The organism is Arthrobacter sp. NtRootA1 (genome assembly GCF_019976975.1).
GTDB lineage: Bacteria > Actinomycetota > Actinomycetes > Actinomycetales > Micrococcaceae > Arthrobacter > Arthrobacter aromaticivorans.
In genome coordinates, this window is sequence record NZ_AP024630.1 from 2,023,079 (window position 1) to 2,045,276 (window position 22,198).

The following is a 22,198-nucleotide window of genomic DNA, read 5'->3' on the forward strand; positions in this document are numbered from 1 at the left end:
TAGTCTCATGTCCCAACTAAGGTCTGTCAAGGCATTCGTCGAGGTACCGCATGACCCGACGCAATGAACCAAAGAGTCCCCGCGTCACACTGGCTGATGTCGCCGAGCGGGCACGCGTTTCCCCCACGGCAGCCTCGTTGATCCTGAACGGCCGGGAAAACACCCGGCTCAGCGACGATGCCCGGCGGCGTGTGTTCGCAGCTGCTGAAGCGCTGAACTATCGGCCCAACCTCATGGCGCGGGGCTTGCGAACGGAGAAGTCTGCCACCATCGGATTCGTTTCCGATCTTATTGCAACAACGCGTTACGCCGGTCCGATGATCCGCGGAGCACTCCGGGCTGCCCGGGAGCGGAACTACACCCTGTTCGTCACCGAGACTGAAGGTGACCTCCAGGAACAGGACCGCGCAATAGAAGTACTGCTGGACCGCCAGGTCGATGCGCTGATTCTCGCCACGGTCACAGGGAGCATCATTATGCCCGAATACCGGGTGCCTGTGCCTTTGGTTGTCCTCAATGGTAGCGCCGGCCCGGGGGAGTACCTCTCGGTCCTGCCCGACGAGGAAGGAGGTGGACGCCAAGCGGCCGAGCACCTCACCGGTCTTGGTCACCGCCGGGTGCACATCCTCGGGACCTCAGATCCGCAGTACTGGACGGTCCCGGTGCGGCGGCGCATCCAAAGTCTTCTCTCGGCATTTTCGAACGCAGGCGTGGAAGTCGTCCAGGTGCCACTTGAAAGACCGGTGTGGGATTTTGAGGCCGGCCTGGATACAGCAACCAGGGCGGTGACCCTGCACCCACCCGTCAGTGCTGTCGTCGCACTCAACGACACCCTCGCGGCCGGCGCCTACGAAGGCATCCGGCAGGCGGGTCTGAGGATTCCCGATGATGTATCCATCGTCTCCTTTGACGATGATGACATCGTCTCGTTCCTGCGGCCGCAGCTGACTACGGTCGCCTTGCCCTTCGAGAACATGGGCCGCCGGGCCGTCGAGATGGCCCTCGATGGCGATTCCTTCCCAGTGGGGGAGCACCTCGAGCATATGATTCTTCGCCCTGGAGGCTCCTCCCGGAGCGCCTTCGACCATTGATTCCAACTTATTCCATGTGGGGCTTGACAGTGATGTGGAGCACGTGTAATCGTATTGCTAAATCCATTTACCCGGCAACATCGCCGGGTATGAGATCCAACGGAGGATAGAAATGGACAATGTGCGAGCGAGCAGTGCCGAGGGCATTGATTCCCCACAAGCCTGCCAACGCCAGGGGGCGTCAGCAGAGGACGCGATCACAAGAAAGACTCTGCGCAGTCGCATCAAAACCTTCTTCGCTGCGGGAACTCAGGGGAGCGGCGGCAAGTCTTCAGCGTCACCAGTCCGCGGTGGTGTGCTGCTGGCGGGCTTCCTGGTTGTCGGCGTTGCGATGTCCGGCTGCTCCGGCACCGGAGGCGGGACGGGCGCGACAGCTGAGCCATACACCAAAGACACCGTCACCTTCGCGACCTCGGTAGTTCCGCCGTCGCTTAATCCAGCGGTGGGAGATCCGGCCTACGCGGCGGTGTACCAGTGGGCCTACGATCCTCTGGTCGTCATGAATGGTGACGGCACGTTTTCACCTGGACTTGCTGAAAAGTTTGGCTACGTAGGGGAGGGCAACCAGACCTACGAAATCGCCCTTCGAAAGGGCCTCACGTTCAGCGATGGCAGCACCTTGGATGCCGAAGCTTTGAAGAAGAACCTGGACTACAGTCGTGCCCAGACTCTCGGCACCCCCTCCACCCTGTTGGCTTCGGTGGAAAAAGTTGAGGTCACCGACCCGTTAACTGTCCGGCTTACCCTGTCCCGCCCTGATCCCGGACTGAGCTTCTACTTCGCCCAGGCCTTTGGCGCGGGCTACCCGATCAGCCCTGCGTCTTTGGACAAACCTGCGACGCTTGACGCCGCAACAGCCGGCGCGGGACCCTACATGCTGGACTCCGCCCAGACAGTCGCCGGGGACCACTACACCTTCGTGAAAAACCCCAAATACTGGAACCCCGAGCGACAGCACTTCAACTCCGTGACTGTCCGGGTTATCGCCAACCCGTCCTCCACCATCCAGGCCATGCAGGCGGGCCAGGTGCAGGCCGCCCTGGGGGATGCCACGACGCTGCCGGCAGCCCGGGCTGCAGGTCTGGAGGTCATCGCACCACCGCAGGCACTGTCCGGAATCAACCTCGCTGACCGTGAAGGCAAAGTTTCGAAACCCCTCGGTAACCTCAAGGTCCGGCAGGCCTTGAACATGGCCGTGGACCGCAAGACGATCGCGAAAGCACTCTACGGCTCCGAGGACCTCGCACTGTCCCAGTACGCCTTGAAGGGACAGGCCCCCTTCAGCGAAGAGCTCACCGAGAAGTACCCGTACGACCCCGAAAAGGCCAAGGCCTTGCTCGCCGAAGCAGGATACCCGGACGGCTTCACACTCCCTGTTCTTACCACTTCGCTAGCAGGCCTCGACAAACTCACCCAGGCCGTCGGCGGCCAGCTCGAGAAGGTGGGCGTCAAACTCGAACTCACCACCCAGGCCTCCGCCCCCGACTACTTCACGGCCATGGTGTCAGGGAAATACCCGGCAGCGGTGATCGGTTACGGGCTGGCGGACATGAACTCCCTCTACGCAGGATTCGTGAACCCGGCCGGTCCATTCAACTGGTTCAAGACCTCCGACCCGAAGCTTGATGAGCTCTACAACAAGTACCGGGCTGCTGATGAAAAATCCGGAGTTGAGCTGCAGAAGCAGATCAACGAACGTCTGATGGACCAAGCGTGGACCATCCCGGTCGTCGGCGCTCCACTGAGCTACTACCTCGCTCCCGGCCTGACCGGCTTCGACGCCACATCAGCAAATGCCGCCGTCCCGCTCTTCACCGATCTGCGACCGGCCAAGTAAGAAAGAAACAAAACCGTGCTTAGGTTGATCCTGCGCCGCCTGGCGCTGTCGATTCCACTGGCGCTCATCGCGTCCATGATCTCGTTCGTCCTTGTCCCGTTCCTTCCCGGCGACGCGGCCAGGGCCCTGCTCGGACCCAACGCCACTGCCGCTCAGCTCGCGGCCGCGCGGGAGGAACTTGGCCTGAACCTGCCCCTGTGGCAGCAGTACTGGAACTGGTTGACCGGTGCGCTGCACGGGGACCTGGGAACATCATTGATCAGCCGACAGCCGGTCACGGAGCTCCTCAACGCACGGCTGGAACCCTCCCTGTCCCTGATCATCGGGGCCACACTCGTGGCCTCGATCATCGGGATAGCCATGGGCGTCAGGGCGGCACGCCGCGGGGTCCTCGGCCGAGTAGTTGACTCCTCCTCAATCCTCGCCCTGGCCATCCCCGACTTTTGGTTGGGCTTGGTCCTGGTCGTCATCTTCGCCGTGCAGCTCAAACTCCTTCCGCCTACCGGCTACGTCCCGATCGCCGAGGATCCCGGCATGTGGGCTACATCCCTTATCCTGCCGATCATCACCCTGTCCCTGCCGGCGCTATCACGCATCGCCAAGCAGACGCGGGACTCGATGGCAACGGCACTTGACGGGACCTATGTGCGTACCCTGCGGGCGGCTGCCGTGAAAGAGAACTCGATCATCTATAGGCACGCCCTGCGCAACGCGGCCGTGCCGATCCTGACCGTGATCGGGCTCGTCTTCGTCGGAGCCCTGGGCGGCACCGTCGCCATTGAATCCATCTTCGCCATCCCGGGACTCGGAAGCACCGCAGTTCAGGCCACGGCGTCCCGCGACCTGCCCCTCATTCAAGGGGTCGTGGTCTACTTCACGCTCATCACGATCGTCGTCAACCTGATTGTCGACCTCGCGTACGGCTACTTCAACCCACGTGTGAGAGTTAAATGACAGTGACATCTTCCCAGCGCTCCAGCGCAGCCTTACCTAACGCGGTACCCCGGCGGCAAGGCTGGCTCGGTCAGGCATGGAAAAGGCAGCCTCTCGGGGTCATCGCCAGCATCTTCATCCTCCTGATCTTCGTACTCGGTGTCCTCGCACCCGTGATCGCTCCGTTCAAGGCCGGACAGCAGGATTTGTTGGTCACTCTCAACGGGCCCAGCAGCGCCCACTGGCTCGGAACGGACGCGCTGGGCCGCGATATATTGAGCCGGCTTCTTTATGCCGCTGTTCCGTCCCTGACTTATGCCCTGATCGCTTTGGCGGTATTCCTCCTCATCGGCGTCCCGCTGGGCATCGTCGCCGGCTACCGGGGCGGACGCATTGACAGCGTCATCAGTCGCGTCGCTGAAATCGCTATGTCCATCCCGGCGGTCATCATCCTTCTGGTGGTCCTGGCAGTTTTTTCATCGAGCCCCATCGCGGCCATGATCACCCTCGGTGTGCTTGGTTCACCCGGACTGATCCGCGTCGTCCGGGGCGTCACCCTCGTAGTCAGGGAAGAAGCGTACGTCACCGCCGCAACGGTCGCCGGTGTCAAACCCGTAAACATCATGGCAACACACTTGGTCCGCCGGGCGCTGGGCCCGATCCTCGTTCAGGCTTCGGTATTCGTCGGATCCGCCCTGGTGATTCAGGCCGCGCTTGCCTTCCTCGGGCTCCTCAGCGACGGAGACCGGCCGACCTGGGGTGGGATGATCGGTGAAGCATCCCAGGTCATATCGCTTACCTCATGGCCATTGGTGCCAGCAGGACTGATCATCATCCTCACGGTGATGGCCTTCGGACTTGTCGGTGACGCCATCCGTGACGCCACATCCGATGAAGCATCGCCGGCAGGCCGCCGGTGGCGCCGCCGCAGAGCCAAGACCGTGACCCCGGCTGCCAATCAGTTCGACCTCGACACGAAGAACCACCTTCTTCAGGTGCGCAACCTGCGGGTGAGCGTCGATGACGGTGTGACACTGGTCGATGACGCGACCTTCTCCGTGGCTCAGGGAGAGATCGTCGCTGTCGTGGGGGAATCCGGATGCGGGAAATCCGTCACGGCCCTCGGTACCCTCGGGCTGCTGCCGCCTGGACTGCACGTTGACGGGGGCAGCGTTATCTTTGACGGCGTTGACCTCCTCTCCAGGGGAGCGGAGGCATACGCAGCCGTACGCGGTGGAGGAATCGGTTACGTCGCCCAGGACGCACTCGGGAGTCTCGATCCGACCCACACCGTCGAAGGCCACCTGCGCGAAGTCATCCTCCGCCACGAGAAACTCTCGCCCGCAAAGCTCAAGCAACGCACCCACGAGTTGCTACAGCAGGTACAGATCGCGGACCCGGCACGTGTGCTGAAGCTCTACCCGCACGAAATCTCCGGTGGAATGGCCCAACGCATCAACATAGCCCTCGCGCTGGCCGGCCGCCCCCGGCTGATCATCGCCGACGAACCCACCACAGCCCTTGATGTCACGGTGCAATCAGAAATCCTGCACCTCCTGCGTGAACTCCAGCAATCCACCAAGCTCAGCGTGCTCATTATCACCCACAACTGGGGTGTCGTCGCTGACATGGCAGACCGGGCGGTCGTCATGTATGCCGGTGAGGTCGTCGAAATGGGCGATGTCTACACGGTGTTCCAGGCTCCCCGCTTTCCCTACACCGCAGCGCTCCTGGCCGCTGATCCCAGCGTCTCGCCGCTCGGGAAACGTCTGGAAACAATCCCGGGCCGCGTGCCCGCACCCGGTAGCCGCCCGACAGGTTGCCGATTCGCCGGCCGGTGCCCGTTCGCCACCGAAGCCTGCCTCGACGGGCCCCTGCCACTGCGTGTCGTCCCACCGGGATCTGTCACCCGTTGCATCCGTGCTGAAGAACTTGCCAGCGAAGGAGTGTTGGACCGATGAAGGACACGTCGTACCCGGTGCTGGTCGCCGAAAACATCACCGTCCGCTACCGGAAGGGCCGCCAGCATTTCACCGCGCTGGACAACGTCAACGTGCGCATCCCCCACGCGGCAACCGTCGGGCTGGTAGGAGAGTCGGGTTCTGGAAAATCAACGCTGGCCAAAGCCATCCTGGGGCTCGTGCCTATCACCACCGGACGCATAGAGCTACTGGGTCAGGACATCACCCACCTGAACGGCCGGCGCCGGCGGGGACTCGGGCGGTCCATTCAAGCCGTGTTCCAGGATCCGAATACCTCACTGAACCCTTCCTTCACCGTAGGGCGGAGCCTCATTGAGCCGTTGAAGGCGCAGAACATGCTCGGCGACATCGATGTGGACGCGCGTGTGGCGGAGGTACTCACGGCCGTAGGCATGGAACCGGATGCCGCATCGCGGCAGCCCCGCCAGTTCTCCGGCGGGCAGAGGCAACGCATTTCCATAGCACGGGCGCTTATCACTAACCCACAAGTCGTCGTCTGCGACGAAGCTGTCAGCGCGCTGGACCTCTCCGTTCAGGCCCAAGTATTGAACCTCCTCACCGATCTGCAACGAGAGCGCGGACTGAGCTACCTGTTCATCAGCCACGACATGTCTGTAGTCAAGCACATCTGCCACGAAGTCACTGTGCTCTACCGCGGCACGATCAAGGAATCCGGCCCCACTCAGCAGATTACAACCCAGCCCGCCGACCCCTACACTAAAGCCCTCCTCCTGGCTGCCCCCATCGCCGACCCCGTCGTGCAGCGTCAGCGGCAACGGCCAACATCGGCCGTGCCGGCACCCAGCCGCACCTCTCTCATCAGCTGATTCAACCTCCTGCAGTATCACGTCCCGGCCCGCGTCAAGAAAGACACTTCCTCATGCCCGTTATCCCAGCCCTCCAAGCGATGCTCGCCAATATACCTGCCCAGGCGGATGCCCAGACGATGAGCCTCGAAGACCAGCGGAAAGCTGGCAATGAAGGGGCTGCCGCCCTCGCGGCCGCCCTCGCTGAAGAGCCCCGTGACGTCGGTGCCGTCAGCACCGCCCAGATAGAGGTCGACGGCGGACACATCACCGTCCGCATCTACCAGCCTGCGACTCCAGGACCACACCCTATCCACCTCTACTACCACGGCGGTGGATGGATGTTCGGCACCATCGACGACCCCTTCGTTGACATCCTGTGCCGCGAGCGAACCGCCATCGCCGGATATGTGAGCGTCGCCGTCGAGTACCGTCTGGCCCCCGAGCATAAATTCCCGGTCCCGCTCAACGACTCCTATGCCGCGCTGGAATGGATTGTCGAGCACGCCGGAAAGTACGACGCCGATCCAACCCGCCTCACGCTCGGCGGAGGATCAGCAGGCGCGAACCTTGCTGCAGCTGTCGCGCTGAAGGCCCGGAACGAAAACGGACCAGCGATCACCTTCCAACTCCTGGAAGTACCCGCCCTGGATCTGACCGCGAGCAGCCCCTCAGTCGAGAAGTACGGGACGGGCGAGTACCCACTGTCCAGAACTGAGCTGCAGGCCTGCATCGAGGGTTACCTGGCGACGCCGGAGGACGCGACGAATGAGTATGCCTCCCCACTCCTTAGCGGGGATCTTTCTGGGCTGCCGCCTGCGCACATCATGACCTCCGAGTACGATCCCCTGCAGGACGACGGGGCCCGCTATGTCGACAGGCTCACCGCCGCAGGAAACCAGGCGACCCTCACAGTGGGTGCCGGCCACATCCACGGGTCATCGCAGTTCACCAAACTTCTCCCCGAAGCGGTCGCCTGGCGTGATGAGGCCATAGCGCAGCTCACCAGGCACGCAGATCACCGCTCCGCCACTCGGGCTTAGCCGGTTCACAGCTCAAGTTAGGACGTATCTTGGCCCTCACACCCGATGACCGATGGATCTGGGACTTTTGGCACATCCAGCATGACGACATCCACCACCTCTACTACCTCCAGGCGCCCAAGTCGCTCGGTGACCCTGAGCTTCGGCACCGCAACGCCACCATCGGGCATGCGACCTCCACGGACCTGCGTACGTGGACAGAACACGGCACGGTTCTGGTCCCGGGAGGTCCCGGGGCAGTCGACGCGACCGCAACATGGACCGGATCCATCGTCCGCGGCGATGATGGTATGTGGCGGATGTTCTACACAGGCTCCACCTTCCCGTCTCCAGATAACACCACGAACATCGAAGTGATCGCCATGGCGGTATCAACGGATCTCTACACCTGGACCAAGGACCCGTCTTTCGCACTCCACGCTGATCCGCGCTGGTACGAGACGCTCGGAACTTCCGACTGGCCCGAAGAGGCATGGCGTGACCCATGGGTCTACCGAGACAACAACGGTCAATGGCACATGCTCATCACAGCACGGGCCAACACGGGCGCATCCATAAATCGGGGCGTCGTCGCCCACGCCACCTCCCCGGACCTGCTGACCTGGACAGTGCAACCACCCCTCACTGACCCCATCCACGGATTCGCCCACCTCGAAGTCTTCCAAAAACTAGCTCTCAACGGGCAGGACCTGATCCTCTTCTCCGCCCACGAGCAGGTCATCTCCGAGGACCGACGATTTGCCGGGGCAACTACCGGTACATGGGTCGCCCCTTGGGACGGGAACATCGCACTCGACCGCGCAAGCAACCTCAGCGACGCCGGTCTCTACAGCGGACGCATCATCGACCACCACGGAAGCCCTGTCTTCCTGGCCTTTGAACTCCCGGACAGCACAGGTCCCTTCGTAGGCGGGATTTGCGACCCGATCCCCGTCGACGTCGCGGACGGCCGATTGATGTTGCCGCGCGAGGCAGGGATTCAGTAGATGCCAACCACCCCGTCCGGCATGTACTGGGATAGCCATGGACCCCCCGACGGCCCTCCAGTCCTTCTCCTCGAGGGATACACCGGCCAGCTCATCGGATGGCGGGAAGGGTTCTGCGCCATGCTGTCTGCCAAGGGCCTGCGAGTCCTGCGCATGGATAACCGCGACATTGGACTCTCCCGGCACGAGCCGGAAGGCGCCACGTACACGATCGCGGACATGGCAGACGACGTCCGGGACGTCATCGATTCAGCCGGCCTTGAGAAGGCGACCGTTGTCGGACAATCAATGGGCGGCTTGATCGCCCAGCATGTGGCCCTCAACCATCCGGACCGGGTCGCCGGCCTGGTACTTTTCTACACCACCCCGACCATCGCCGAGGTCAATGAGCGCGTCTTTCAGGGCGACGTCGTCATCCCCCAGACGCAAGCCGAAGCCATTGAGGTGTTCCTTTCGGGTAACAGGGACACGGCGTCGCCTGCATATGACTACGACGAAGAGGATCAACGCCTGCTCGCCAGCCAGATGTACCACCGCAATCCTGACCAGTCCGGCGTACCCCGCCAGCGTCAAGCCGTGCGGCAGATGCCTGACATCAGTGACAGGCTCCCAGAGATCACAGTGCCCGTGGCGCTCATCCACGGACGGGACGATGCCCTCATCTCGCACCAGGGTTCAGTTCGCATCGCCGAACAAATTCCTCAGGCCGAACTGCATCTATACCCCGGGCTGGGACACGAAATTGCCCGACCTCTCTGGCCCGACTTCGTGGCGACCATAGAAAGAACAGTCAAGAGGGCAGGTGAGCACCACTGTTTCGAGTAGCTCCGACCGCATAGTCCGCGAAGTTGCGGTCGTACGCGACGTGATAATCGGACTTGAAACGCTAAACGTCGCACATAATAGTAGGACCTGCCGCGATGGAGAGGACTGTCGAGTTCCCGAAATCGCGGCCCAGCCGACCGGAAGAAGGACATTGGCGCGCCCCACACTGATCGACGTTGCCCGTCGTGCAGGTCTGTCCCCCACAGCGGCTTCGCTCATTCTGAATAACAAGCCCAGCCGGCTCTCGGCGGATGCTGCCGAACGGGTCAGGAGTGCAGCACGTGAGTTGGGCTATCGACCTAACATGGCAGCCCGCAGCTTAAGGACAAAAAGCCAAACAATTGGCTTCGTGTCGGACTTCATCACGTTGGCAGGCTTTGGTGGCCAGCTGATTCATGGGGCGATGCTGGAGGCGCGCAAGACCGGACACGTGCTGCTCATCACCGAGACGGGGCAGGACCCGATGGTGCCTCAGGCTATAGCTGAACCTGGGGTCGAGCACCTGGAACCCAGTGATGAGTCTGCGGCCATTAACGCTTTGCTGGACCGTTTGCCAGAGGGAATCGTATATGCGACCGTCCGGTCTCAACCGGTTAACGTCCCCGAAGCTGCCCGCTCCGTCCCTCTCGTCCTTCTCAACGCTTCCAGTTCGGGGGAACCCGCCTGCAGCGTCCTTCCTGATGAGTATGCCGGTGGCAGATCAATGGCCGGGCTACTCCTTGACAACGCCTTTTCCGACGGGATTGCGCTTGTGGGGGGTTCGCGAACCGCGGCCCACGACACGGCGAGCACGCCAGCAGTATCCCGACGAATCGATGGCATATTCTCCGTATTTGACGAGCATGGCGTTGTTCCGCTGGCCCAGATAGATTGTTCTATCTGGGATCCTCAGGCTGGGTACACGGCGGTGAGGACCTTGATCGACGCCAGGGTGCCATTCAGTGCACTCCTTTGTCTGAATGACCGGCTGGCTTTCGGCGCATACCAGGCCCTCGCCGAGGCCGGCATGCAAGTACCCGGGGACGTTTCAGTAGTGTCCTTCGACGATGACCCGCTCGCCTCATTCATGCGGCCCCAGCTCACAACTGTAGGCCTGCCCTTCAGGAAAATGGGCGAGTTGGCTGTACAGCTGCTTCTGGACCCGAATGCAGAGAAAAGGGAACACCTCGTCACAATGCCGGTGCAGCTCCGCGGCTCTCTTCGCCTACGGGCCTGAACACGATCTGATTGCCCTGCCGCAAACAGAAGAACCGAGGCCTGGAAGAACCCGGTCCACGTTGCGGGGTTCAGGAGTTCCTTCGCCTGAGTAGCTCGGTTGCCGGACTACGGAGACTAGGGTTAGGCAGGGACTGGTTATCCTGTGTTCATCACGCTGGCCTTGGTGCTGCTCAGGGCCAAGTGGATTCCGCCCACGGTTTTTTCGACGCTTCGAAGTGAGCGTGCTGACCTCTGTGGTGCAACCAGGGCCATTACGCCGGGCAAAGGACTATCGACAGTTGAGGAATTGGGTCTTTGACGTGGTGGCTGGGCTCAGGGGCTGAGCCCAGCCACCACGTGTTGTCAGACCAACGGCGTGTGTTTCAGCGTCACAAGCGGTTGTTAGCGGAGGAAGCTAATGACGCTGGTGCGCAGGTTGGTTGTGGCGCCGAGGGTGTACTGCTGGTCCTGGTTGGGTTGTCCGAGGTCCACGGTGACGGTGATCCGGCCGGTGCTGTCGGAACTGAGGGTTGTGGGCGCGCCGTTGACCAGTACCGTGACGGGTTTGTTCCTGCGGAAAATAGGGGGCGTGGTGATCCTGGTGGTGCCGCTGCCGGTGATGGTGAGTCCGGTGTTGCTGGCACTACGCAGGTCCAGGAATTCTGCGGCCCGGTCCGGATCGGCGGTGATTGACCAGTCAAAGACATTGAAGGCCGGTGCAGGGGAACGGTAATCAAAGGTGGCTGGCGCCGGTGTGTTTTTGGCGAAGACCTCCGTGAACCGGGGCAGTGTGTCTGCGATCTCCTGTTTGACCATCGCCGGGCTGTGGCAGCCCCAGTCGTAGGTGGCGTACTTGTGCGGGATGCCCTGGCTAACAAGGGTGTTGTGCAGGCTTTGCGTCTCCGGCAGGATAATTCCCGACTCCACTGGGCAGGCACCCGACGGGATCGGGTCGGCTACCTCGCTTGCGCCCAGCACGCCGTTGCCGGTGTAGAGCTGGACATCCACGGTGCGCAGGTTTGCCGCGATGTCCACAGGGTTGTGTCCGCGCCAGTTGACCTCGTTCGTTGCCCGGGGTCCGTAGATGGAATCCGGGATCGCCGTATCCAGGACGGGGCTGACTGTGTGCACGGCGGCACCGGGGAGCCAGTTGGTATCCACGGCCCCGGAAAGGCTGGACGCTGCCACGAACAGATCAGGGTGCCGGGCAGCAAGCATCAGCGTGCCGTAACCGCCCATCGAAAAGCCGAGGACGGCGCGGTGGGCTCGGTCCTTCAGGGTGCGGAAGTTCGCATCGATCAGCGGTATCAGCTGCTGGGTCGTGAACGTCTCGTACATCGGTGGGCCCCCTGCGCCGTTGTTGAACCAGTCACTCCAGTACCCCGACTTCCCACTTGGCGACACGACGATCGAATCGTAGGAGTCAGTCAGTGCCTCCCCGTTGAACATTGTTCTGAGCTGGGTCTGGTCACCGTATGTACCGTTGAGGTAGTAGGTGACGGGCCAGTTGCGGGAGGTATCTTCGCCGTACCCGTTTGGCAGCATCACCTCCACCTGGACCGGTGCCGTGAACGAAGGCGAATTGACCGTCAGCTCCAGGCTGCGCTCAGTGAGCCACTTCTGCCCAATGATCGTCGCTCCTGAAACAGCTGTCGTGGCGGGTGCAGGCGGTAGATCCGCGGCGGACGAAACCGGGGCCGACACCAACGTGGAGTTCAGACACAGGACAGCGCTTAGCGTTATCCCCAGAATGCCCATGCGGGCACTACTAACGGAACGAGGTTGCAGATGCATTGAATATTCTCCTAAGCGACATTGGGAAGGACATGATGTTCGTTGTTACGAGTGGCGGAAGGGCGAGGGACACGCCCTTCCGCCACGTATCTGGACTCACCACCAATCAACAGGAACGGGTTCCAGTGGGTGTGAGGGTTGTTAGCGGAGGAAGCTAATGACGCTGGTGCGCAGGTTGGTTGTGGCGCCGAGGGTGTACTGCTGGTCCTGGCTGGGTTGGCCGAGGTCCACGGTGACGGTGATCCGGCCGGTGCTGTCGGAACTGAGGGTTGTGGGCGCGCCGTTGACCAGTACCGTGACGGGTTTGTTCCTGCGGAAAATAGGGGGCGTGGTGATCCTGGTGGTGCCGCTGCCGGTGATGGTGAGTCCGGTGTTGCTGGCACTACGCAGGTCCAGGAATTCTGCGGCCCGGTCCGGATCGGCGGTGATTGACCAGTCAAAGACATTGAAGGCCGGTGCAGGGGAACGGTAATCAAAGGTGGCTGGCGCCGGTGTGTTTTTGGCGAAGACCTCCGTGAACCGGGGCAGTGTCTCTGCGATCTCCTGTTTGAACATCGCCGGGCTGTGGCAGCCCCAGTCGTAGGTGGCGTACTTGTGCGGGATGCCCTGGCTAACAAGGGTGTTGTGCAGGCTTTGCGTCTCCGGCAGGATAATTCCCGACTCCAGCGCGCAGCCGGATGGGGCGGTAGGGTCGGTCACCTCGCTTGCGCCCAGCACGCCGTTGCCGGTGTAGAGCTGGACATCCACGGTGCGCAGGTTTGCCGCGATGTCCACAGGGTTGTGTCCGCGCCAGTTGACCTCGTTCGTTGCCCGGGGTCCGTAGATGGAATCCGGGATCGCCGTATCCAGGACGGGGCTGACTGTGTGCACGGCGGCACCGGGGAGCCAGTTGGTATCCACGGCCCCGGAAAGGCTGGACGCTGCCACGAACAGATCAGGGTGCCGGGCAGCAAGCATCAGCGTGCCGTAACCGCCCATCGAATCTCCGAGGACGGCGCGGTGGGCGCGGTCCTTCAGGGTGCGGAAGTTCGCATCGATCAGCGGTATCAGCTGCTGGGTCGTGAACGTCTCGTACATCGGCGGGCCCCCTGCGCCGTTGTTGAACCAGTCACTCCAGTACCCCGCGTTACCACTAGGCGAGACAATAATGGAGGCGTAAGAGGATGTCAGGGCCTCACCGTTGTAAGCTGTGCGGAACAAAGTCTGGTCATGATGCGTCCCGTTCAAGTAGTAGGTGACGGGCCAGTTGCGGGAGGTATCTTCGCCGTACCCGTTTGGCAGCATCACCTCCACCTGGACCGGTGCCGTGAACGAAGGCGAATTGACCGTCAGCTCCAGGCTGCGCTCAGTGAGCCACTTCTGCCCAATGATCGTCGCTCCTGAAACAGCTGTCGTGGCGGGTGCGGGCGGAAGATCCTCAGCCGCCGAAGGTGGAGCAGAGAACAAGGCGGCGCTCAGTCCAAGGACCGCGGCCACCCCGATCCCGTGCACACGGGCACCATGAACAGATCGAAAGTGCAGATGCATTGAATTTTTCTCCAAGACAACGTCGGGATGGAAATCGGGACCTGCCGGCTTTGATGACCTCATAGTCAAGCGTCGTCGGTGTTAAATCCTTTTATCAAAGCTAAGTTCGCGCTGTTGGCCTGTCAAGACCTCAGGATCACCCTCCGTGAAGCCGCGAAGGGGTTAGGGGTGCGCTCGGAGTCAACAAACGTCGCTACGGTCACGTACCTGTTAGGGGGAACAATCCTTCGGAGGATCCTTGGGGGATGGGCATTAGGAGATCCCGCCGGGGGTGGCCGCTCAGCACTTGTCCGACTGGGGGCTATCACAGTGCATTACGCAGTCGGGAGCCCATGCCAGTCGTGATGTGAGCAACACTGCTACGCCGGTTGTGTCCTGGAGTTCTCGAAGGAGGCGTGGGATCCGGGGCGATCGTCAGTCGACCCTCGCCCCCGACGGGCGAGGGTCGACTGGAGGCGCCTATGTGCAGGGCCAAAAAGGTCTGGCAAGTCTTTACAGTGCGCGTGGGAAGTTCCGCCTTGACAACAACGAGTGATTGAGCGGATCCTGGCTAAATCCATTTAACACATTCGCGCGGAGCACCGCTGCCGCGTGTATAGTCCGAGGAAGTATTGAAAATAATGAGCCCTGACCTGGTCTTCGCCGACTTTCGTTGCACGTCTGCTATGGAGGCGGAGCAAGAAATCACCGCCGCGGTCGCCGCTGCTGAGCTCCACGCGTACTCGAGTCAGGCCGGTGGCGTATTGGTGACCCGACACGACTTCAACCGCTTCTCTGTGCAAATTTCCCCCCTCGTTCCGTTCGGCTGCACTGTTGAACACGACGCCGTGGTTGCGTCCTCAATGTGACCCATGCGCAGGCATGACGGCTGGCCTCTCCGGCCGCACTGCTTTGACGGTACTTGGACATCGTCGAAATCCCTTGCGAGTTGTGGCAAGCATCGTCCGGGTGAAGGCGAGCAGGAGTAGTTGTGAGCCCATTAGATGCGCGACCAATGTGGCGCGCTGCGAGAATGTGCAAAGACAATATGCTGAGGCGGTCGTCCATGCCTCGGGATGTCAGCCACGAGCTAATCGCGGACGGTCGATGTCTCGAAATACGCGACCAGGTCCAGAGTGTCTTTCGTCGGCGGCCAGATGTGTTCTTGGCGGCAGTGTAATCCGATTGGTGGCTGCGATGGCGCTGCCGAGTAGATGAACTTGGCTTGGAACCGGCTGTATTCGGGGCCGCTGATGGGGAGGCTTATGTCTTGGCCGGGTTCATTGTCATCAGCGTGAACCGTGCCATTGTCCTACCCGAGCTCCCCTGTAATCCCGACCACCTGCACCCCAACCCCTGTGTCAGTGAACTTGCGCACCTGCTCGGGATCAGCGCCGTCGTCAGTAACCAAGGTCCAGGGAAGCGCCAGCCGCGCCCAAGCGTGGAAAGGACGCACTCCCAGCTTGGAGGAGTCTGCCAAGACGTATACGTTGCTGCCTCGCCGGGCCATGAGTTCCTTGAGGCGCGTCTGGGCGTGGTCTGCCTCGCAGATCCCGTCTTCGGCGGTAACAGCGTCGGCGCCGAGGAACACACGGTCAAAGCTCATTCGTTCCAGCGCTACCTCGGCCAGTGGACCCACGAAGCTCTGGCTGACACTGCGCAGACGACCGCCGAGGCAGTCGACTTCGATGCCTTCTGAGTCGGCGAGTTCCTGCATGGTGTTAATGCCGGGAGTGGTTACGGACAATCTCACGAACCCGCGCAGCTCGTGAGCTAACGCGCCCACTGTTGACCCGGCGTCGAGCAGTATGTTTTCCCCGGCCAGAACCTCAGATGCGGCCCATCTCGCGATGGCGTGCTTTTGCTCAAACGCTTCGCCGGTGCGTTGCCGCAGCGAAGCTTCGGGGTGCGCCCCCAAGGCCATGGCCCCGCCGTACGTGCGGGCCAGCCGTCCCTGCGAGTTGAGCAGCGCCAGGTCGCGTCGGATGGTGGAGGCTGTGACGTCGAAGCGTGTGGAGAGCTCCTCCACGGACGCCAAGCCCGTAGTCACGGCAAGGTGATAGATTTCCTCGCGCCTTGCACTTGCCGAGAGCATCCTTGGCCTCCTTCCCGTGGCATTGGTAACCATGCTAACCGCCGGGTACTTGCAACCGGGCCCTCTAAACGGCCAGGCTGGGACGCGTCGCCATCTCAGCTGCCTGGTGGAGGGCTTCGACCATGCTGCGGGAATCGGCGATGGCCTTGCCTGCGATGTCGAAGGCGGTGCCATGATCCACGGACGTGCGGATCACGGGCAGGCCGACGGTGATGTTCACGCCAGCTTCGATGCCAAGCACCTTCACGGGTCCGTGGCCTTGGTCGTGGTACATGGCAACCACGAGGTCGTAGTCGCCGCGGCCTGCGAGGAAGAACAGGGTGTCGGCTGGCAACGGGCCCACGACGTTGATGCCGACGGCCTGGGCTGCCTTCACGCCGGGCTCGATCTTCTCGGCTTCCTCGCCCTGGCCGAACAGGCCGTTCTCACCGGCGTGCGGGTTGATGGCGCAGACGCCGATCTTGGGGTTAGGGATACCGGCGCGGACCAGTGCCTCGTGTCCGCGGCGAATGGTGCGCTCCACCAAACCGGGTTCGATTTTGCGGATAGCATCCATCAGCCCGATGTGGGTGGTCACGTGGATTACCCGGATTTTGGGCGTGGAAAGCATCATGGACACCTCTTCGGTGCCGGTCAGCTGGGCCAGCATTTCGGTGTGGCCGGGGAAAATGTGCCCCGCGGCGTGGAGCGCTTCCTTGTTCAAGGGGGCGGTGCAAATGGCCTGGACCCGTCCCGCCATGGCCAGCTCGCAGGCCACGCGGATGTACTCATAGGCGGCGTGCCCGGCCGTTGACGACAACTGTCCCCATGCAAGGTCCTCCGGCAGCAGCGCGAGGTCGATGACGTTGACCCTGCCCGGTGTGAAGACTGCATCCTCGACGTTTTCAATCACCTGGATGTCAGCCTCGATGTCCAGGACATCCGAGGCTTGTCGGAGCCGCAACGCGTCGCCGATGATTACGGGCCGGCACTCGGCATTGCTTTGCGGATCGAGGGCAGCAGCGACTACCACTTCGGGTCCCACACCGGCACCGTCACCCATGGTGACGGCAACTAGGGGAAGGGCATTGTTATCGGGTGCGGCGGTTGTCATGTTTGCTCCATTTTGTTTGGAAGTCGTGCGGGGAGAAGGAGTGGAGGGAGTGCGGGCGGCCTGGCCGCGCAGCTCTCGTATTTCGTCGTAAAGCTGTATCAGGGCAAGGTCGTCACCGAAGCTGCCCGGTTTGGTGCCCACGAGGGTTCCGTTGTCTGCGTGGCTCAGGACGGCGCCATGCTGCACCGCGCTGAGCGGTTCCAGGCTGCGGATTCCGACGGCGTCCAGGACTTCCCGGGCGGTCTCGCCACCGGTGAGGATCAGGTCTGGATCGGCGCGGGTGCCGGTGACGGCTGCCGCCGCGAAACGCGAGAGTCCCCGGACGATGGCCGGAGCGTTGCGTGGGTCCACGTCCGAAGTTTCAACGGACAAGGCGACATCTGTACCCAACTGCAGTGCGAGCCTTACTTGTTCGAGCTGCGCGTCGCTGGCCGCTTCGGGTGAGAGGGGGGCCAGTCTGACTATTGTGAAGCTGCGTGCTTCCAGTTGAACCAGTTGCGACTGCGCAGCACCTGAGGCAGAGCCGACGACGGCGAGTACTGCTCTGTTGCGCTGCTCGGGTTGCGTGGTGGTTTTGTCAGCTAGACGCGTAGATTGCGCATTTCGCGCAAGTTGTGCGGTGAGTTGCTCAGCAAGCACGTCCGCAGTCCCTCCCGTGCCCACCAGGACGACGCGATGTTTCAGGGCAGAAGTGTTCAGCATCAGCAGGGCCTGCACAACTTGATGGAGGTCCTGGACGGTTTCGCCATCGGCAACCAGCATCACTGGTTTCTGTGCGTCGAGCAGGGAGGCCAGCCTGGTTGGCAGCTCGGGCGAGCGAACCAGGTCCAGGTCCATTGTGTGTACTGAGTCCGGAGCTTCGGGCCGCAGGAGGGCCGGGATGCTGCTGGGAGGTGCCATCGACTCGGCCTGCCAAAGGTCCGTTTGCGCCAGGGGAATACCCGCAACAAAGGGCTCTCCGCCAAGCACGGTACGTTGAAGTTGGGGGAGTGATCCCGCCACCAGAGCGCTGTAACCGAGCCGAAGTATGGCCCCAACTTCAGCTCTGACATTGCCGCGCCACAGCGAATCGATCTTCTTGAAGGCTACGGCGGCTGCCAGGGCTGAAGGGCTGCTGAACGCCTCGGCCACCAAGGTCTCGGCCGCTGCTTCGGGGAGCCCTCTCGAGTGGGTATCGGTGATCAAAACATCGGTGACGTCCCCGCCCACGAAAGGGTCGTCGTCGTGCGCCAGCGTCCCGGTGCTGGTTGGCAGGGATGCGTCCGCTGCCAACTGAACCTGCACCGTCAGCCCATGCCGGGCGAAGCAGGAACCGACCTCGGCGGCGCCGGAGAAGTCATCGGCCTGAACAAATATGGAAGCCACGGTGCTCCTCTCTTGTCGGCGGGCTGCTTGCAGGCCGCTGTTATTGCGGTCTGCTTCCAAACATCATGACACAGTTGCGCGAAACGCGCTAGGAGGGTTGCGCAATTAGCGCAAGGATGGCAAAGTGATGGACATAACATCGGCGCAGCCATCCGGCCGGCAGCCGAACCCCCGACCAACCGAGAGGTCAACGATGACCGTTCTTCCTCAAGGAAGTGAGATTTCCCGTCGCCGCCTCCTGCAGTTCGGTGCCGCGGCAGGATTTCTGCTGGGCACGGGCAGCCTCGCAGGCTGCGCAGGCCCCACCGGCCTACCGGGCCCCAGTACCCTGACGCTGGCCCTCAACCGGTCCCTCGTCAGTCTGGACAACAAGCTCAACCAGTTCGACGCGGCCGTGACCGTTCAGCGCTCCGTCCGCCAAGGACTCACAGCCATCGGCCCGGAAACCAAGCCGGTTCTGGTACTGGCCAAACGGTTCGACATGACCGGCCCCACCGAGTGGACTGTCACGCTTCGTGAGGGCATCCGCTACTCGGACGGCAGCCCGGTCCGGATCGAAGACGTTGCCACCGCCCTCAAAATGTACAAGCAGGTCCAAGGCTCCTTCGTGGCCGGCTTCTTCCCCGAGTTTCCCGAGGTAGTGCCCGTTGACGAGCGCACCTTCAAGATGGTCTCCAAGAATCCGGTTCCCATCCTGGACTCGCTGATGAGCATGATCCTGATAACCCCCGCCGCGCAGAACAAGCCTGAAGAACTCCAGGAAGGCGTGGGAACAGGGCCCTACAAGGTCACCAAATTCAACCGCGGCGCCGGAACCTACAGCTTGGCCCGCAACGAGAACTACTGGGGCACGCCGCCAGCGGTGGAGAACGTTGAAGTCCGCTTCCTGCCGGAGGAGTCCAGCCGTGTCATTGCCCTGCGCAGCGGCGAGGTGGACATCATCGACTCGATCACCCCCGACTCCCGGGAGCAGCTGGCCGGACTTCCCGGCGTCGAACTCAAAGAAGCCTCGAGCCTCCGCTTGAACCAGATCTTCTACAACTTCCGCAAACCAGCCGGCCACCCGTTGGCCGACGTCCGGGTCCGTGAGGCACTCAGTTGGGCGATCGACGGCGAAGCGCTGGTCAAAGATGTCCTGGTGGACTCCGTTAGCCAGGCCGAAGGCGTCACACCGTCCAGCCTCACCGGTTACCACAAGACCGGCACCTACGCCTACGATCCTGGGAAGGCCAAGGCCCGCCTGGCTGAGCTGGGTGTCAAGGACCTCACCCTGAAGATCATCTGGGAAACGGGCGAGTTCGCCTCCGATACCTCCGTGATGGAGGCCCTGGTGGAAATGTTCGGTGCCATCGGCGTCAAGACAGAACTCCAGCAGTTCGAACCCGGCGGTAACATCCTCGCTTGGCGCCAGGGCAAGCAAGGCGACTGGGACCTGCTGGGCAACGGCTTCAGCAGTCCCACGGGCCTGGCCATCACCATGATGCAGGGCATGTACGCGGGAACTCCCGAGAAGGAAGCCACCCGCGATACGTACCAGGGCTACGTTGTCCCGGAGGTGCAGGCAAAAATTCAGGCAGCCTCTTCCGAAGTGGACGCGACTCGCCGCCAAGAACTCCTGGCCAATGCCCAACAGGCCATCTGGGACACCTGGCCCTGCGCATGGGCATTCGTGCCCAAGTCCGTCCTGGCCCACCGCGAAAGGGTGACCGGCATCAACCTGGCACCCACCAACTCATACCCGCTGGTCGACGCACGGCTGGAGGCCTAAGCCATGACCAACTACATCCTTAAACGTGTGGGACAGGGCCTGTTGACTGTGTTCCTCACCGTCTCCACCGTGTTCATCCTGATCCGCATGGCCCCTGGTGATCCGGCCGTTTCCTACGCGGGACCGTTGGCCACTACTGAGCAGCTCGCCAGGGTGCGTGAACAGTTCGGCCTGGACCGGCCTCTGTTGGAGCAGTACTGGATCTTCCTGCAGCAGCTCTTCACGGGAAACCTGGGCCAGTCGTATTCCTTCCAGGCACCCGCCATCCAGGTGGTTGCCGAGCGGATGCCCTACACACTGACCCTTGCCACGGCGTCCATCCTGCTCACCGCCGTCATTGCCATCCCCTTGGGCGTCTGGATGTCCCGCCGCCCGGACACCGGCCGGGAATTCGGCGTGAACGTGCTGACCATCGCCGGTCAGTCCATGCCCGACTTCTGGACCGGCATCATGCTCCTCGCCGGTTTCGCCGTGCTGATCCCGATCTTCCCGGCTTCCGGCTTCGCCACCTGGGGCGGTTTGGTCCTGCCCACCATCACCATCGCCATCTTGCAGATCGCCCTGATTTCACGAATGGTCCGGCGTGAGATGACCAACAACTTCGCAGCCCCCTACCTCATGGTTGCCCGCTCCCGCGGCGTACGTAACTCCGTGCTGACCTGGCGCTACGCCATGGGCAACTCAGCCATCCCCGTGTTCACCGCACTGGGCACCCGCTTCGCCGCCATGCTCAACGGCGTGGTGGTAGTGGAGGTGGTCTTCGCCTGGCCCGGCGTCGGCTCCCTGATTGTCAGGGCCCTCGAAACCCGCGACTACCCCCTCATCCAGGCCACGGTCCTGCTCACCGCACTGCTGGCGGTCGCCGTCCAGCTGCTCATCGACCTCGCCTACCCGCTCCTGGATCCCCGCGTTCGTCTTGGAAAGGCGGCAACAGCATGAGCCTCAGCGACACCGCAACCCCCGCTTCTCCAGGAAGCCCAGCGGACACTCCCGCCCGGCGGCCCAGTCCCAGCGCAGTCACCAAAGCCGACATCGCCAAGGCAGGTGCCACCCGCCGTCGGAAGGCATCGCAGTGGAAACTGATCGTCGGCACAGTCTGCACCCTGCTGGTGATCATCCCCATTATCCTGGCCCAAGTCCTTCCGCTCCCTGACGCCAATTTCCAGGACCTCTCCGCCAGGCGGCTTCCACCGTTGAGCGATGGGCACCTCTTCGGCACCGACCAGTTGGGACGCGACCTCCTCTCCAGGGTGCTTCACGGCGGCCAAGTGTCACTGACCATCGGGCTGCTGGCAGTGCTGGTCTCCGGTGCGATCGGCATCATTCTCGGATCGGCCGCCGGCTACTTCGGCGGCTGGGTGGACACCATCGTTTCGCGCATCCTTGAAGCCCAGATGTCCCTGCCGCTGCTCATGATGCTGCTGCTGGTGGTTGCCCTGTTCGGCCCGTCAATCCCGGTGATCACGTTTGTTATCGCCATCGCACAATGGCCTGAAGTCGCCCGGCTCACGCGTTCCATGGTGCTAGTGGAACGCGAAAAACCGTACGTTTCCGCAGCACGGATCCTCGGCCTGCACCGCATCCAGATCCTCCTGCGGCACATCATTCCCAACGTCATCAAGCAGGCAACCCTCGTGGTGCTGCTCCTGCTGGCCCAGGCCGTGCTGCTGGAAAGCGCGCTCAGCTTCCTCGGCGCCGGGCCGCAGCGGCCCTTCGCCACCTGGGGCCGCATCATCTCCGACGGCCAGGACTACATCACCACCTCCTGGTGGATGGTCACCCTGCCCGGCCTGGTAATCGTGCTGATGGTGGTTGGCGTGAACCTGCTGGGTGACGGACTCCGCGACCGCCCCCGCCGCAAGAAGAAGGGTGCCTGA

The 22,198-nt window shown here is 62.4% G+C and carries 17 protein-coding genes; 13 read left to right on the forward strand and 4 right to left on the reverse strand.

Annotation, left to right across the window (positions count from 1 at the left end; translation table 11 throughout):
• Positions 1–50 precede the first annotated feature (50 nt).
• From LDN90_RS09250 to LDN90_RS09290, 9 genes are all read left to right on the forward strand, one after another.
• Positions 51–1,091 (forward strand): LacI family DNA-binding transcriptional regulator, encoded by a 1,041-nt coding sequence (locus LDN90_RS09250; protein WP_223948769.1) that lies wholly within the window; start codon positions 51–53, stop codon positions 1,089–1,091.
• A gap of 112 nt (positions 1,092–1,203) precedes the next feature.
• Positions 1,204–2,928, forward strand: coding sequence for an ABC transporter substrate-binding protein (locus LDN90_RS09255; protein ID WP_223948770.1), 1,725 nt, complete (start codon positions 1,204–1,206; stop codon positions 2,926–2,928).
• 15 nt (positions 2,929–2,943) lie between these two features.
• Entirely contained in the window at positions 2,944–3,882 is a 939-nt protein-coding gene (locus LDN90_RS09260; RefSeq protein WP_223948771.1) for an ABC transporter permease, read from the forward strand.
• Entirely contained in the window at positions 3,879–5,822 is a 1,944-nt protein-coding gene (locus tag LDN90_RS09265; protein ID WP_223948772.1) for a dipeptide/oligopeptide/nickel ABC transporter permease/ATP-binding protein, read from the forward strand. Before LDN90_RS09260 ends, LDN90_RS09265 begins: the two co-directional genes overlap by 4 nt.
• Positions 5,819–6,670 (forward strand): ATP-binding cassette domain-containing protein, encoded by an 852-nt coding sequence (locus LDN90_RS09270; protein WP_223948773.1) that lies wholly within the window; start codon positions 5,819–5,821, stop codon positions 6,668–6,670. Before LDN90_RS09265 ends, LDN90_RS09270 begins: the two co-directional genes overlap by 4 nt.
• Before the next feature lie 53 nt (positions 6,671–6,723).
• Complete coding sequence (locus LDN90_RS09275; RefSeq protein ID WP_223948774.1) at positions 6,724–7,692, forward strand: alpha/beta hydrolase; 969 nt, start codon at positions 6,724–6,726, stop codon at positions 7,690–7,692.
• A 29-nt stretch (positions 7,693–7,721) separates the two neighbouring features.
• Positions 7,722–8,678 carry a glycosyl hydrolase family 32 gene (locus tag LDN90_RS09280; protein WP_223948775.1) on the forward strand — a complete coding sequence of 319 codons (957 nt, stop codon included), beginning with the start codon at positions 7,722–7,724 and terminating at the stop codon, positions 8,676–8,678.
• Positions 8,679–9,503 carry an alpha/beta hydrolase gene (locus tag LDN90_RS09285; protein WP_223948776.1) on the forward strand — a complete coding sequence of 275 codons (825 nt, stop codon included), beginning with the start codon at positions 8,679–8,681 and terminating at the stop codon, positions 9,501–9,503. It abuts the gene before it with no gap.
• A gap of 151 nt (positions 9,504–9,654) precedes the next feature.
• Positions 9,655–10,719, forward strand: coding sequence for a LacI family DNA-binding transcriptional regulator (locus LDN90_RS09290; protein ID WP_223948777.1), 1,065 nt, complete (start codon positions 9,655–9,657; stop codon positions 10,717–10,719).
• Between the two features lie 383 nt (positions 10,720–11,102).
• On the opposite strand, the gene LDN90_RS09295 is transcribed toward LDN90_RS09290, so the two are convergent.
• A complete protein-coding gene (locus LDN90_RS09295; protein ID WP_223948778.1) occupies positions 11,103–12,494 on the reverse strand; it encodes an alpha/beta hydrolase family protein in 1,392 nt (463 codons plus the stop codon).
• 141 nt (positions 12,495–12,635) lie between these two features.
• The gene (locus LDN90_RS09300; RefSeq protein WP_223948779.1) at positions 12,636–14,021 is read right to left on the reverse strand and encodes an alpha/beta hydrolase family protein; all 1,386 of its coding nucleotides are present in this window, start codon (positions 14,019–14,021) and stop codon (positions 12,636–12,638) included.
• Positions 14,022–14,641: 620 nt separating this feature from the next.
• Here LDN90_RS09300 and LDN90_RS09305 point away from each other — a divergent pair.
• Positions 14,642–14,869: a hypothetical protein gene (locus tag LDN90_RS09305; protein ID WP_223948780.1), complete on the forward strand. Its 228-nt coding sequence runs from the start codon at positions 14,642–14,644 to the stop codon at positions 14,867–14,869.
• Between the two features lie 443 nt (positions 14,870–15,312).
• Here the strand turns inward: LDN90_RS09305 and LDN90_RS09310 are convergent, their stop codons facing one another.
• Positions 15,313–16,095: a DeoR/GlpR family DNA-binding transcription regulator gene (locus LDN90_RS09310; protein WP_223948781.1), complete on the reverse strand. Its 783-nt coding sequence runs from the start codon at positions 16,093–16,095 to the stop codon at positions 15,313–15,315.
• A 64-nt stretch (positions 16,096–16,159) separates the two neighbouring features.
• Entirely contained in the window at positions 16,160–18,553 is a 2,394-nt protein-coding gene (gene pdxA, locus LDN90_RS09315; protein WP_223948782.1) for a 4-hydroxythreonine-4-phosphate dehydrogenase PdxA, read from the reverse strand.
• Between the two features lie 193 nt (positions 18,554–18,746).
• Here pdxA and LDN90_RS09320 point away from each other — a divergent pair, with 193 nt between their 5' ends.
• The 3 genes from LDN90_RS09320 to LDN90_RS09330 are packed head-to-tail and all read left to right on the forward strand — an operon-like array spanning position 18,747 to position 22,198.
• A complete protein-coding gene (locus LDN90_RS09320; RefSeq protein WP_223948783.1) occupies positions 18,747–20,321 on the forward strand; it encodes an ABC transporter substrate-binding protein in 1,575 nt (524 codons plus the stop codon).
• A gap of 3 nt (positions 20,322–20,324) precedes the next feature.
• Positions 20,325–21,260: an ABC transporter permease gene (locus LDN90_RS09325; protein ID WP_223948784.1), complete on the forward strand. Its 936-nt coding sequence runs from the start codon at positions 20,325–20,327 to the stop codon at positions 21,258–21,260.
• Positions 21,257–22,198: an ABC transporter permease gene (locus LDN90_RS09330; RefSeq protein ID WP_223948785.1), complete on the forward strand. Its 942-nt coding sequence runs from the start codon at positions 21,257–21,259 to the stop codon at positions 22,196–22,198. Before LDN90_RS09325 ends, LDN90_RS09330 begins: the two co-directional genes overlap by 4 nt.

What these genes read in the sequence shown, in the direction of transcription:
- LDN90_RS09250 (WP_223948769.1), top strand. Translation starts at nt 51, where the DNA reads ATGACCCGACGCAATGAACCAAAGAGTCCCCGCGTCACACTGGCTGAT.
- LDN90_RS09255 (WP_223948770.1), top strand. Translation starts at nt 1,204, where the DNA reads ATGGACAATGTGCGAGCGAGCAGTGCCGAGGGCATTGATTCCCCACAA.
- LDN90_RS09265 (WP_223948772.1), top strand. Translation starts at nt 3,879, where the DNA reads ATGACAGTGACATCTTCCCAGCGCTCCAGCGCAGCCTTACCTAACGCG.
- LDN90_RS09270 (WP_223948773.1), top strand. Translation starts at nt 5,819, where the DNA reads ATGAAGGACACGTCGTACCCGGTGCTGGTCGCCGAAAACATCACCGTC.
- LDN90_RS09275 (WP_223948774.1), top strand. Translation starts at nt 6,724, where the DNA reads ATGCCCGTTATCCCAGCCCTCCAAGCGATGCTCGCCAATATACCTGCC.
- LDN90_RS09285 (WP_223948776.1), top strand. Translation starts at nt 8,679, where the DNA reads ATGCCAACCACCCCGTCCGGCATGTACTGGGATAGCCATGGACCCCCC.
- LDN90_RS09295 (WP_223948778.1), bottom strand. Translation starts at nt 12,494, where the DNA reads ATGCATCTGCAACCTCGTTCCGTTAGTAGTGCCCGCATGGGCATTCTG.
- LDN90_RS09300 (WP_223948779.1), bottom strand. Translation starts at nt 14,021, where the DNA reads ATGCATCTGCACTTTCGATCTGTTCATGGTGCCCGTGTGCACGGGATC.
- LDN90_RS09305 (WP_223948780.1), top strand. Translation starts at nt 14,642, where the DNA reads ATGAGCCCTGACCTGGTCTTCGCCGACTTTCGTTGCACGTCTGCTATG.
- LDN90_RS09310 (WP_223948781.1), bottom strand. Translation starts at nt 16,095, where the DNA reads ATGCTCTCGGCAAGTGCAAGGCGCGAGGAAATCTATCACCTTGCCGTG.
- LDN90_RS09320 (WP_223948783.1), top strand. Translation starts at nt 18,747, where the DNA reads ATGACCGTTCTTCCTCAAGGAAGTGAGATTTCCCGTCGCCGCCTCCTG.
- LDN90_RS09325 (WP_223948784.1), top strand. Translation starts at nt 20,325, where the DNA reads ATGACCAACTACATCCTTAAACGTGTGGGACAGGGCCTGTTGACTGTG.
- LDN90_RS09330 (WP_223948785.1), top strand. Translation starts at nt 21,257, where the DNA reads ATGAGCCTCAGCGACACCGCAACCCCCGCTTCTCCAGGAAGCCCAGCG.